The organism is Paraburkholderia sp. SSBN10T, from assembly GCF_056619545.1.
In genome coordinates, this window is sequence record NZ_JBWQQI010000001.1 from 96,840 (window position 1) to 108,911 (window position 12,072).

The 12,072-nt window shown below is 62.8% G+C and carries 10 protein-coding genes; 6 read left to right on the top strand and 4 right to left on the bottom strand.

Going from position 1 to position 12,072, the window contains the following annotated elements; genetic code table 11:
- Positions 1-16: 16 nt before the first annotated feature.
- Positions 17-2,017 (top strand): tannase/feruloyl esterase family alpha/beta hydrolase, encoded by a 2,001-nt coding sequence (locus AC1ECK_RS00430; protein WP_480314797.1) that lies wholly within the window; start codon positions 17-19, stop codon positions 2,015-2,017.
- A gap of 92 nt (positions 2,018-2,109) precedes the next feature.
- Here AC1ECK_RS00430 and AC1ECK_RS00435 read toward each other — a convergent pair whose 3' ends face one another.
- A complete protein-coding gene (locus tag AC1ECK_RS00435) occupies positions 2,110-2,889 on the bottom strand; it encodes an SDR family NAD(P)-dependent oxidoreductase (protein WP_480314799.1) in 780 nt (259 codons plus the stop codon).
- A 162-nt stretch (positions 2,890-3,051) separates the two neighbouring features.
- Here AC1ECK_RS00435 and AC1ECK_RS00440 point away from each other — a divergent pair, with 162 nt between their 5' ends.
- Positions 3,052-3,945, top strand: coding sequence for an AraC family transcriptional regulator (locus tag AC1ECK_RS00440; RefSeq protein ID WP_480314801.1), 894 nt, complete (start codon positions 3,052-3,054; stop codon positions 3,943-3,945).
- 73 nt (positions 3,946-4,018) lie between these two features.
- Here the strand turns inward: AC1ECK_RS00440 and AC1ECK_RS00445 are convergent, their stop codons facing one another.
- Entirely contained in the window at positions 4,019-5,422 is a 1,404-nt protein-coding gene (locus AC1ECK_RS00445; protein WP_480314803.1) for an aminotransferase-like domain-containing protein, read from the bottom strand.
- Positions 5,423-5,784: 362 nt separating this feature from the next.
- On the opposite strand from AC1ECK_RS00445, the gene AC1ECK_RS00450 reads away from it, so the two are divergent.
- The 3 genes from AC1ECK_RS00450 (at position 5,785) to AC1ECK_RS00460 (ending at position 9,699) form a co-directional block, all read left to right on the top strand.
- Positions 5,785-7,149, top strand: a complete 1,365-nt coding sequence (locus tag AC1ECK_RS00450; RefSeq protein WP_480314805.1) for an NAD(P)/FAD-dependent oxidoreductase — start codon at positions 5,785-5,787, stop codon at positions 7,147-7,149.
- Positions 7,146-8,300, top strand: coding sequence for a branched-chain amino acid ABC transporter substrate-binding protein (locus AC1ECK_RS00455; protein ID WP_480314807.1), 1,155 nt, complete (start codon positions 7,146-7,148; stop codon positions 8,298-8,300). The genes AC1ECK_RS00450 and AC1ECK_RS00455 overlap by 4 nt, the downstream gene beginning before the upstream one ends.
- Positions 8,301-8,562: 262 nt before the next feature.
- A complete protein-coding gene (locus tag AC1ECK_RS00460) occupies positions 8,563-9,699 on the top strand; it encodes an alpha/beta hydrolase (protein WP_480314809.1) in 1,137 nt (378 codons plus the stop codon).
- A 63-nt stretch (positions 9,700-9,762) separates the two neighbouring features.
- On the opposite strand, the gene ppnP is transcribed toward AC1ECK_RS00460, so the two are convergent.
- Positions 9,763-10,083, bottom strand: coding sequence for a pyrimidine/purine nucleoside phosphorylase (ppnP, locus tag AC1ECK_RS00465; RefSeq protein WP_480314811.1), 321 nt, complete (start codon positions 10,081-10,083; stop codon positions 9,763-9,765).
- Between the two features lie 148 nt (positions 10,084-10,231).
- Positions 10,232-10,936: a hypothetical protein gene (locus tag AC1ECK_RS00470; protein ID WP_480314812.1), complete on the bottom strand. Its 705-nt coding sequence runs from the start codon at positions 10,934-10,936 to the stop codon at positions 10,232-10,234.
- A 143-nt stretch (positions 10,937-11,079) separates the two neighbouring features.
- Between AC1ECK_RS00470 and AC1ECK_RS00475 the strand changes: the two genes are divergently transcribed.
- Positions 11,080-12,066, top strand: a complete 987-nt coding sequence (locus AC1ECK_RS00475) for a DnaJ C-terminal domain-containing protein (protein ID WP_480314814.1) — start codon at positions 11,080-11,082, stop codon at positions 12,064-12,066.
- Positions 12,067-12,072 lie beyond the last annotated feature (6 nt).

A 12,072-nucleotide genomic window follows, 5' to 3' on the forward strand; every position in this document is an offset into this window, starting at 1 on the left:
CGAGGAATCTCCGAGTATGAACGGTCTGATAGGGTGGGGCCGGCTGGTGGCCGCGTTCCTGATGCTGGCATTGGTTGGTGGCAAAGCATTCGCAGCAACGCTTCCCACCGTGCAGCCGGTTATCTCCTGCGAGCAACTGGCGAGAGCCGACCTTTCCGATGCAGTCGGTGCGACGGTGAAGATCGTTTCCGCAAGCTCACTCAAGACGGCCAAGGGCGATTTCTGTCACGTGATCGGGATGATCGCACCGCAGATCGGGTTCGAGGTCGATCTGCCGTTGCAACACTGGACGCAGCGGTTTCTGCAAGAGGGATGCGGCGGGCTGTGTGGCGACATCAATATCCATGTCTCCAATGCCCATGGTTGTATCCCGGCGCTGAACGGGGAATTTGTCGTCTCATCCGACGACATGGGCCATAGCGGGGGAATGATGGATGCCTCCTGGGCAGCGGATCCCCAAAAGCGGATCGACTTCGCCTACCGGGCGAATCACCTGACGGCCGTGGCCACGAAGGCGCTCATCAGGGCCTACTATGGCCGGCTGCCAAAGTATTCTTACTTCATGGGCTGCTCGGACGGCGGTCGCGAGGCGTTGATGGAAGCGCAGCGCTACCCGGACGACTTCGACGGCATTTCGGCAGGCGCGCCGGCGGCCTTCTTCCAGTTCCAGAATTCCTTCTATCACGGCTGGAATGTGGTCGCGAACCAGCGCAAGGACGGCTCGGCGATCTTGCTCAAGGACCGCCTGCCGCTCCTGCATCAGGCCGTGCTCGATCATTGCTCCACGCTGTCGGGCGTGAACGATGGGATCTTGCAGAACCCCTATGCCTGTAAGTTCGACGCCTCCTGGGTTCGCCTCTGCGCCAAGGACGACAAGAACCGCTCCACCTGCCTGAGCGAGGAAGAGATCGGCGCGGCCAGGCGTCTCTATGAGGGCGCGACGGATGCGTCCGGCCACAAATTCGTATTGGGCGGTCTGCCGCCAGGCTCTGAATTGCGTTGGCCTGTGCCCGAGGCGCCGACCGCACACTCCATGTCCGAGATGATGGTGCTGCCCGCGCTGCAGTATGTCCTGCTGCCGGAACCCAACCCCGGCATCAAGTCGCTCGCGGACTTCCCTCTGACGATGGACAACTTCAAGCGGGTCGCCCGGCTGGCTTCGCTCTACAACGCGACCAATACCGATCTCCGGCCGTTCATGCGGCACGGCGGCAAACTGATCCTCTGGCATGGCCTTGCTGACGACTCCGTGAGTCCGGCTTTTTCCATTGCCTACTACCAGGGCGTTCGCGCCGAGCTGGGAGAGAAGGCGACCGATGAATTCATGCGCCTCTTCCTGCTGCCGGGCGTCGGCCATTGCGGGGGAGGCGAAGGCTTCGACCAGGTGGACTTGCTGTCGCCGCTGCTGGCATGGACCGAGCGGAACGTGGCGCCGAAAGCCCTTCTTTCGGAGAAAGTTTTCCGGCCGGCGCTGCCGATGCCACCCGGGCCGCCGAACCTGTCCGGGCCGCCGAATCAGCCGCCCGGGCCACCGAACCTGCCTCGGCCGCCGAGCCCGCCCGGACCACCGGACCTGTCCGGGCCGCCGATGCCACCCGGGCCACCGAACCTGTCCGGGGCGCCGAACCCGCCTGGGCCGCCGAACCCGTCCGGGGCGCCGAATCCGCCTGGACCACCGAACCTGTCCGGGGCGCCGAACCCACCCGATCCACCGAACCCGCCGCCAATGAACGGTGTAAAGGATGCTGCGTTCCAGTTCCACGGCCTGATGCCGCCCAGCTCACCCGTGGCTGCGCAAGGCCTGACTCCGCTGGCGAGCCGCTCGGTCTATCCCTATCCGTACATTGCGCACTACACAGGCCATGGCGATCCGAACAATGCTGCCAACTACGAAGCAGTGAAATCGGCCGCTTTCGACCAGATGACTTTCGGCGCGCCGGCCATCAATTACATCAGGGCCGGTAACCAGAATGCGTTTCGCAGCATCGATGGCCGCCTGGTCGGGAGCCAGGAATAGACCGATCACATCGGAAGCGCGGCAGGCAGCACAGGCGATGGCAGCGTCACCCGCGAGGCTGCCATCGCCTTTCTCCACGAGAAACCGGCGCGCTAGATCATCAGCCCGCCTGAGACCTCGATACGCTGGGCGTTGACCCAGCGATTGTCTTCGCACAGCAGGGCCGCGATCATCGGTCCGATGTCGTCGGGCAAGCCCGCACGACCCAATGCCGTGGCATTCGCCACCATCTTGTTGACCTCGGGATTGTCACGCACCATGCCGCCACTGAAGTCGGTAGCGACTGCGCCGGGCGCGACGGTATTGACCGCGATACGACGCGGACCGAGTTCCTTCGCGAGATAGCGAGTCAGCACCTCGACCGCGCCTTTCATGGATGCATAGGACGCACTGCCCGGAAAGGCGACGCGCGTCAGCCCCGAAGAGATATTGACGATGCGGCCGCCGTCATTGATAAGCGGCAGGAGCTTCTGCGTCAGGAAAAACACGCCTTTGAAATGGACGTTGTAGAGACTGTCCAGCTCTTCCTCGCTGGTCTTGTCGAACGGCATGTGATGCGAAATGCCGGCGTTGTTGACGAGGTAATCGAAACGCTCGGCGCCCAGTTGCGCGAGCGACTCCCGGACCTGTCCGACGAATGAATCGAACGTGCCCGCCTTGCCGGTATCGAGCGGCAGTGCAATGGCTCGTTGTCCTTCGTCCGCCACCAGGCCGACGACCTTCTCGGCTTCTGCCTGATTGGCGCGGTAGGTGAAGATGGAACTGACCCCTCGCCGGGCGAGATGGACCACCGTATTGCGGCCCAAGCCGCGACTTCCGCCTGTGACAATTGCGATCTTCGTCACGGCACCTGCTGAATCTCCTGCTGTCATCTTGCGCTCCGCTTCAGGTTGTACAGGCGCAAGCGTATTCCCGCCGCTCCGGCCGCTGAATGCCGGAACTGCTTCGCTTCTTGCCTAATCCTGCCCGGACGTCTGCCACGAGGTACGAGTGGCGGTAACATGCAGGAATGCGAGCGCAGTGAAGGGGTTCATATGTCAAAGGCTTTGGTCGAGGTCCTCAAACGCTATACGGACAAGCGTGCGGACGAGGTAAGTCCATTCGTGACGGCGATCGAGGGAATGACGATCATGAGATCGGATCGCGAAAAGCTGCCTTCCCATATGATCATGAAGCCGGCCCTCTGCGTCGTCGTGCAAGGCGCCAAGTGGAGCGCGTTCGGTGACAGGAAATATGACTACCGGGCAGGACAGGCCCTGGTGGTGAGCGTCGAGATGCCGGCATTCGGCAGGGTGGTGAAGGCCAGTCCTGCCGAGCCGTACCTTGGCGTTGTGATCGAATTCGACCTTGCGGTGATGCGCGATGTGATGGAGCGTCTCGACACGCCGCCCAAGCCGGATAGCGATCTCGAGCACGGCGTGTTTGTCACCGACTTTGACGGCCCGCTGGCCGATTGCGTGCTGCGCATGGTGCGCCTGCTCGATACGCCTCAAGCCATTGCCATCCTCGCGCCGCTGATCATGCGGGAAATCTGCTACTGGCTGCTCACGGGGCCTCACGGCAGCGAGGTCGCCAGGGTCGTGCTGGCCAACAGCCACGCGCAGCGAGTCGTGACGGCGATTCATGCGTTACGCGACCAATTCACCGAAACTGTACGCATCGAAGAACTGGCGGCCGTGGCGCAAATGAGCCCTTCGGCATTTCATCGGCAATTCAAGGCATTGACATCGATGACGCCGCTGCAGTACCAGAAGCAGCTTCGCCTGCTGGAAGCGCGTCACTTGATGGTGACAGGCGCCGCGACTGCCGAGGTGGCGGCCTATCAGGTGGGCTATGAAAGCCCGTCGCAATTCAGCCGTGAGTATTCGCGCATGTTTGGCGCGCCGCCCCGGCGCGATATCGCTACGCTGAAAACTGCGGTCGCCTAGTGGTGCTGTTCGTATCGCCAAGCGCGCAGCGGTGGTGCCGCGTTCAAGCGGGGCATCGTCTCCGATGACTGCCTCAGATCGTCCCGAACAGCGCCCTGGGCCGATCTTTGAGAGTTGCCGTTAACAGCCTCAACGCACTCACCAGTTGCTCGCGGCTCGTCGCGCAGGCGAGGTTGATCCGCACGCCGTGTTCGATTTCCGAGCGGTCTACGGCAAATGCCGACGACGGCATCACCACCACGCCGCGCGCCTTCGCATTGGCCGCAAAATCGTCGGCACGCCACGGCGGTGGCAACTTGAGCCACACGAACATGCACGCCGGATCGGTCTGCAGCAACGCTTGCGGCAGCAGTTCGCGCGCCAGATCCTGGCGTGCGCGAATTTCGGCGAGCTGCGCGTCCATGATGTGACGGGCGGTGCCGTCCTCGATCCAGACCGAAGCGATCAGCATCGACAGTGGCGCCGGCATCCATGCGGTGGTGCGCACCGCTTCCGCACACAACGCGGCGCTATCCGGCGGGCTGAGCAGATAGCCCAGTCGCAACCCCGGCGCGAGGATTTTCGAGGTGGCGGCAATGTGAAACGTCAATTCCGGACACAGGCTCGCGATGGTCGGCAGGCGCTGCGACACTAGCGGTCCATACACATCGTCTTCGATGATCGCCACGCCATGGCGGCGCGCAATGTCGACGAGCGCCATCCGGCGTTCGAGACTCATCGTGATGACGGTGGGATTCTGCAGGTTCGGCACCGTGAAGATGGCCTTCACCGGCATACGCTGACAGATGCGCTCGACTTCGTCGGTCAGCAGACCGTCGAGGTCGCTAGGAATGCCGACGATTTCAAACTGGAACACCGGTGCGAGCGCCTTCAGCCCGTAATAGGTGAGTTGATCGGCGAGGATGACGCCCTCGGTGCCGATCAGGCTGTTCAGCACCGCGTATAGCCCGTGCTGCGCGCCGCTCGTCACCACCACATGATCGGCCGCCGGCTCGAAGCCCGGCGCGGCCATCCAGCGGGCGCCGGCGGCGCGCGCCCATAAGGGCCCTTGCGGCGGCTGGTATTCCTGCAGTTGCGCATAGCGCGGGTCGCGCGGCAATTCCGCGAGGGTGCGCGCAAGACAGGCCAGAAATTCGCCGGTGGCCGGCCGGTTGACGGTCAGGTCGATTGCGGCACCGTTTGCGCTCTGCGCAGGCTCGACGCTCGGCATCGCGCCGCCCGTGACTAGCGAGCCGCGCCGCTTGCTGCCGATCACGAGGCCGCGCAACTGCAATTCCTTGTAGGCCCGCGACACCGTCGAGACGTTGATCCCCAGCTCGGTCGCGAGCTGCCGCTGGGGCGGCAGACGGCTGCCGGGCGGATACACCCCGCTGCGAATCTCGTTCTCGATCGAACTGGACACTTCGACATAGGTGGCGCGCTTTGCCTGGGCCGAGGTGCCGTTGGCGTTGCGCGCCGGGTTTTTGCCAGAAGCCATAAGAATGGATGTCTCCATACAAAACCAGCTTTGTCCGCAATTGTACGGAGTTTGGCCGATTCTATACCACCAGCAGTCGACTGCAACCCCTTCCGGGCACGGAGCGGCCGGCGTTGACCGGCTGAGCAAAGACCGCGCCAGAAGCCATCCAGGGAAAATTCCAGGGCCACACAATGTACGTTTTATTTGCACACAAAAAATTGTTGTGTGATTCTAGCTGTCATGGTTTGTCTGGTGGCGGCTGTCCCGACACCGCCGGGCAAAGTCGAGAAACCGGTCAGCAGGAGTGTTCCGATGAGCGTTGCGCAGTCCCCCGAATACCGTTCGCCAGGCGGCGAGCGCGCGCTGGAAGGGTGCGCGTGATGTCCGACGTCGCCATCGTGGGAGCGGGATTCATCGGCCTCGCGAGCGCCGCGTCGCTGATGCGCGAGGGGCATCGCGTGACGCTGTTCGATCCGTCCGGCGTCGGTCAAGGGGCGTCGTTCGGCAATGCCGGCACGTTCGCGCACTACGCCTGCATTCCGGTGAACAACCCGTCGGTATTCCGCGATCTACCGCGCTTTCTGTTCTCGAGCCAAAGCCCGTTCCGCTTGCGTTGGGGATATTTGCCGCACCTTGCACCGTGGCTCGCCCGCTTCATGATGAGTTCGTTGCCCGGCCGTAGTGCGGCGAGCGCAGCGGCGCTTGCGGCGTTGCTTGGCCACGCGCAGGACGGTTACGCGCCGCTTCTCGAAGCTGCGGAGCTGGCTCGCTTCGTTCGGTTCCGCGAGTGTCTTTATCTTTATTCCAGCGCGGCTTCGTTCGACGCGGCTCGTGCCGCCCTCGACCTACGTCATAAGCTCGGCGTTGCCTTCGAGGTGTTGTCAGGTGCTGACGTTCAGGCGCTCGAACCGCAACTGGCGCCGATTTTCGAGCGCGGCGTGTTGTTCAGCGACAGTTGGTATCTCTCCAGTCCGCAGGGCTTTCTGCAGACGCTCTATGAACGGCTTGCGGCGCAAGGGCTGACGCTGGAGCGTTCCACCGTCAATGCGGTGCAACCGTCTGCGCAAGGCGCGGCTCTGATGGTCGATGGCGCCGCCAGACGCTTTAGCCACGTCGTGATCGCCAGCGGCGCGCGCTCTGCACAGTTCGCGAGGCAATGTGGCGACACCGTGCCGCTGGACACCGAGCGCGGCTATCACGTGCGCTATCCGGGCATGCAACAACTGATTTCGCGGCCGGTTGGCTGGGCCGAACGCGGTTTCTATATGACGCCGATGAGCGATGGTCTGCGCGTCGCGGGCACGGTCGAACTGGGCGGCTTCACGGAAACGCGTAATCGCTCGCTGCTCGACCTTCTGACTTTTTCGTCGAAGCGCGCGTTGCCTGCGCTCGACAAACCCGACAGCAGTTGGCTCGGCTTTCGTCCGACGTTGCCGGACGGCGTGCCGGTACTCGGGCGCTCGAGTGCGAGTGAACGCGTGATTTATGCATTCGGTCACCAGCATCTTGGACTTACGTTGGCGGGCATCAGCGGCCGGATCGTTGCCGACCTGGTCGCGGGGCGCGCAGCGCCGCTCGATCTCGGGCCGTATGCCGCCACGCGGTTCCGGCAGATGGCCGGGGCTGTGCAGCACACGCCTGACGTTTCAAGGCAAGGATTCATAGGACGGTCTCGACGCGTCGCGCATCGAACCGACAAACCTGGAGAAAGCGCGACGTCACATCTCGCAAGGAGCGCATCATGAATCGCCGCTATTGGCTGTTGAGTTTGGCCGTCTGTGCCGCGCTAGGCACGCAAATGATGCCGTCGTGGGCCGCCGATCCGGAAGTCGTCAAGATCGGTTTTGCCGGACCGTTGACCGGTCCGGTGGCCCGCGTCGGCAAAGATCTGCAGTACGGTGCGCAATTGGCGCTCGACGAGGAGAACGCGAAGCACCCCATGATAGGCGGCAAGCCGGTCACCTTCGTGCTCGACGTGCAGGACGATCAGGCGGACCCGCACGTTGCGGTGCAGGTCGCGCAGAAGCTGGTCGATGACGGTGTGGTGGGGGTGGTTGGCCACTACAACTCGGGCTGCAGCATTCCGGCCTCCGCGGTTTACCATCAGGCGGACGTCGCGATGATCACGCCGGGTTCCACCAACCCGGATCTGACGAAGCAGGGCTACAAGAACGTGTTTCGGACGATGGGGCACGACGGCATTGGCGGCGTCGTGGCGGGTCACTTCGTGGTCGAGCAGATGAAGGCCAAACGCATTGCGATCATCGACGATCGCACGGCGTTTGGAGAGGGCCTCGCCAATGCCTTCGAAAAGGGCGTCAAGGAAGCGGGCGGTAATGTTGTCGACCGCGAGTTCACCAACGACAAGGCTGTCGACTTCCGCTCCATCCTGACAACGCTCAAGAGCAAGAATATCGACTTGCTGTTCTTCGGCGGCCTGGATGAGCAGGGCGCGATGCTGGTCAAGCAGATGCGCTCGCTAGGCATGAGCGCTCAACTGTTCGGCGCCGGTGCATTGAAGAGCAATGCGTTCCTGCAGATCGCCGGCGCGGCGGGGGACGGTACCCAGGATCTGGAACCCGGCCCCGCACTCGATAAGCTCCCCGCCGCGCAAGAGTTCGGTAAGCGGTACAAGGCGCGCTTTAACCAGGATGTCGAGCTGTATGCGCCGTTTGCGTATGATGCTGCGCTCGCGATGATCAAGGCCATTCACAGTGCAGATTCGCTTGATCGTGCGAAGATTGTCGGCAGCCTGGCGAAAGTCACGGTCACGGGTGTGACGGGCAAGATTACCTTCGATCCTTATGGCGATCTGATCAAGCCGCCTTATACGCTTTTCCAGGTCGAGCAGGGGCAATGGAAGAGTGTCAAGACGGTGGGAGGCAGCGGGGTTTAGCTTGACGGGGTGCATGCTCCCGGAAGGTCGCTTCCGGGGGCTTTATGCGCGTTGCGGCCATTGTCGCCTACGCGCGCATCCATTCTGCATGACAGGCGCCAACAACGACTGGTGGAAAGCCCACAGAGACCGGCATTAAAAAATTTCGCGGATCCGCGACGGATTTTTATTCGAGTGGCGTTAAAGAGTGACTAAGGCCACCTGCGAGACAAACAATGCCAGGGACGAGAATTACACATTTCGCTGGACACGGAGCGCAATCATGAGATTGTTCGCATTCCGTACCAGTACGCTCTCAGCCATGCTTTTCTCGGCTGTGCTTCATCTCGCCCCAGCGTTTGCCGGCGATGTAGCGTCCACGCAAAATGCCGGTTCCGCTCCGCCAGAACGCTATGCGTTAGTACGCACGCCGGTGCCCGTCATTCAGGACGGCCGCCTTGAGATCACGACATCCGCGGGCCGTGGCGTCGTCCCGATTCACGTAACGCGCGATTGGTCGACGCCCCAGCCCGACGTGACGCGTGCGGTCATCGTCATTCACGGCTGGGTCCGACGGGACCTGACTTCAGGGGAGCGCGCCGCGATCAACGCGGGTCCGGCTGCGCAGGGCGCCATCATCATCACGCCGCAATTCCTGACGGCTGCGGATATAGAAGCCCATCAATTGCCGGCCGACATGCTGCACTGGGGAACGGATGGATGGAAGACCGGTTACGATGCGCACGGGCCGGCGCCGATCGGTTCGTTCAGCGTGATCGACACCATCTTCGCGCGACTCGCGGACAAGACACTGTTTCCGGCCCTCAAGCAGGTTGTGCTCGCCGGGCACTCGGCGGGCGGTCAACTGGTCCAGCGATATGCGGCGGTCGGTCATGGACAGGCGCCTCTGCTGGCGCGCGGTATCGCTATCCGTTACGTGGTGGCCAATCCGTCGTCCTACTTGTACTTCGATACGCAGAGGCCGGTCGCGACGGGCGAATCGCTGTGCGCGAAATTCAATCGCTGGGAATATGGCTTGAGTGGCGGTTTGCCGCCTTATGTGACGCAGCCGGTCTCACCGTCCGAGCTCGAGAAGCGCTACCTCGCGAGCGATATCGTGTACCTCTTCGGAATGGACGATAACGATCCGAACCACAAGGAGCTGGACCGTTCATGCGGGGCGGAGGCGGAGGGGCCGACACGCCTGTCGCGTGGGCTCAATTACGTCGCTTATCTACGCTCGCAAGATGAAGCGCATTTTAGCCAGCGCTTTCTCGAAGTGCCGAACGTAGGGCATAGCAGCTCGCACATGTATTCGTCGACGTGTGGCATGGCGGCGCTGTTCGATCGGGAAGGATGTGGCGCAGTGACGTCATCCCAGGTGATTCCGGGGGCGGCTAGCCGCCTTGGTTCGCCATAACGCCACTTCTTGATCCTTGCGTAGGGACGCGTACATCGGACGGGCGCTATGCGCCCGTCTGTCTTACAGGTAGCTGCAGACGTAGTCGAGCGTTTCGATCACGTCGATATCGAAGCGGCTCTTGCCGGGCACCGGGAAAGACTCGCCCGGGCCGTACGTTTTCCACTCGTCGCTTCCTTCGAGACGGATGCGGCATTGGCCGGCCTGCACCTCGATGAGTTCCGGAGCGTCGGTGCCGAAGTTGAGCGCGCCCGGCAAGATCACGCCGAGGGTCTTGCGCGTGCCGTCTGCGAAGAGAACGGTGTGCGAGACACACTTGCCGTCGAAGTAGACGTTGGCCCGTTTGATAACGGAAACCTGATCGAATTGCGTTGCGGCCGTCATGGCGGTTTTCCTCTGGTTCAGCGTGGATGGATTCGTCGGCGCCGCGTGGCGGCAGCAGGCAGTGCGCGATCTGCGCAGAGCGTCTGCGTGGGGCTTTCGGGCGGGCGCCAGTCCGTCATCATACAGGCGGTTAGAGCGACGTTGACGATTACCCGGCGCGGTACCAACGACCGGATTCCGGGCACACGGCGACTCGCTCGCCGTTCAGCAAGACCTGCTCTTCATGCGGTTGTAAGGGTGTTGAAGGGGCGACGTCGAAGGCAATTTTCAGCGCGCGTCCAACATGGGCATCTTCAATGGGAAGCTCCCACGTCAGGAATATCTGAATCCAGTCCTGGTCGGAGGCGAAGTCGGTCGCATTGAAACCGCTGCTGCCACGCCGAATGACGCCGTGAGGCTGACCCGTATCGAAAATCACAGCCGTTCCACGCCTCAGCGGTATGCGACGGTCCAAAGACGGAAAATGCAGGTCCAACCCCTTGTCCTCGCTCAGGAAGAGATTGCAGAACGCGGCGCCGCCGTATTGCACACCGTCATGGTGGTACCTTGCGCCGCGGCAGGCCATCAGGGCCAGGTCGCCAGCGGCAAGCACAGTAGGCAGTCCAAGCGTGCCCATCCAGTCCGATACGGCCTGCACGCAGCGCGTGTAGTCGGGCCAGCGAAACTGCGTTCGCGCCAACGGCATGACTTCGACGTCGCCGGGCTCCAGGGTCAGGTTCGACGATGTCTCCCTTTGCCAATCTGCAAGCAGACGGGCAGGGGGCGCGGGCACGTCGAGCGTGTCCGACAGCACGACGTCGCTCACGCATCGACTACGGATGGCGTCGCCACTCCAGTAAAAGGAGGTCAGCATGGGTGGCGCTTGATGCGGTTGAGCGGGTTATTCATCTGGATCATTGTAGCGATTCGGAGGGGACACTCCGGCCATCAAGAACGGCGGTCCTGTCATTGCGTCTTGATAGACTTGCAGTTCCAGAAAGAAAACGGGGAAAACGGGTGAGCCTCGACGAATACTACAGGCGCCTGGAATTGCCGGGAACGGCATCGCAGGCAGACGTCAAACGCGCATACCGCCGGCTGAGGGCGAAGTACCACCCGGACCGCAACAAGGGGCGTGAATCATCTGTCGAGCCGGTGTTCAAGCGCATTCAGGAGGCGTTCGAGATTCTGACCGGCAAGCGCAAGGCGCCGACTTTCAGCCCGGAGGCGGCGCCGGAGGAGGCGCGCGACCAGGAGACCCCGCCGCGCGAGCACCACAGGCCGCCGATGCGCGGTGCGAACTGCCTGGTCGAACTTTTCGTGCCGCTCGAAGCCGCGATTTATGGCGGCGATGTTCAAGCGTCTTACGCGGTGAACGGGCCGTGTCGCCAATGTCGGGGAACGGCCTCGGAGTGCATACGCTGCGGCGGCAGCGGCCAGTCGCTCTCGGGCACGCGTTGCAGTGCCTGCGCGGGGACCGGGCGTCCGCTGGCGGGCGGCGGGTGTCCAATGTGCCTCGGCACGGGTGTCGCGACGTACCGGAAGTTGGAGACCGTCACGGTTCCCGCGGGTGCCTGGGATGGCCAGCGTCTTGTCCTGAAAGGTGGCGGGCATCCCGGGACGCATGGCGGGCCGTCGGGAGATGCGATCTTCTCGGTGGTGATCGTGTGCGACTCGGCCTTTCGTCGCAATGGACTGAATCTCGCTTGCGAGATTCAGGTTGATTTCGTGACGGCCACGCTCGGCGGCACCTTTGAAGCGCAGATTCTAGGCCGCACGCTGCCGGTCAAGATTGCGCCGAACGCGCACGCCGGCAGCACGATTCGTCTGCCCGGACATGGACTCACGGACCGCAACGGCTTGCGCGGCGAGCTGACGTTGCAACTGGTGCTGGTGATGCCTGCTGCGGTCTCACATCTGAGCGGCGACGAACGGGAGCGGCTGCGCGAGATGTTTGCGGAAGCTGAGCGCCGCGCAAGTAAGGTCGTCTCGGCGCGCCAGTGAGCCGAT

What these genes read in the sequence shown, in the direction of transcription:
- AC1ECK_RS00430 (WP_480314797.1), top strand. Translation starts at nt 17, where the DNA reads ATGAACGGTCTGATAGGGTGGGGCCGGCTGGTGGCCGCGTTCCTGATG.
- AC1ECK_RS00435 (WP_480314799.1), bottom strand. Translation starts at nt 2,889, where the DNA reads ATGACAGCAGGAGATTCAGCAGGTGCCGTGACGAAGATCGCAATTGTC.
- AC1ECK_RS00440 (WP_480314801.1), top strand. Translation starts at nt 3,052, where the DNA reads ATGTCAAAGGCTTTGGTCGAGGTCCTCAAACGCTATACGGACAAGCGT.
- AC1ECK_RS00445 (WP_480314803.1), bottom strand. Translation starts at nt 5,422, where the DNA reads ATGGCTTCTGGCAAAAACCCGGCGCGCAACGCCAACGGCACCTCGGCC.
- AC1ECK_RS00450 (WP_480314805.1), top strand. Translation starts at nt 5,785, where the DNA reads ATGTCCGACGTCGCCATCGTGGGAGCGGGATTCATCGGCCTCGCGAGC.
- AC1ECK_RS00455 (WP_480314807.1), top strand. Translation starts at nt 7,146, where the DNA reads ATGAATCGCCGCTATTGGCTGTTGAGTTTGGCCGTCTGTGCCGCGCTA.
- AC1ECK_RS00460 (WP_480314809.1), top strand. Translation starts at nt 8,563, where the DNA reads ATGAGATTGTTCGCATTCCGTACCAGTACGCTCTCAGCCATGCTTTTC.
- ppnP (WP_480314811.1), bottom strand. Translation starts at nt 10,083, where the DNA reads ATGACGGCCGCAACGCAATTCGATCAGGTTTCCGTTATCAAACGGGCC.
- AC1ECK_RS00470 (WP_480314812.1), bottom strand. Translation starts at nt 10,936, where the DNA reads ATGCTGACCTCCTTTTACTGGAGTGGCGACGCCATCCGTAGTCGATGC.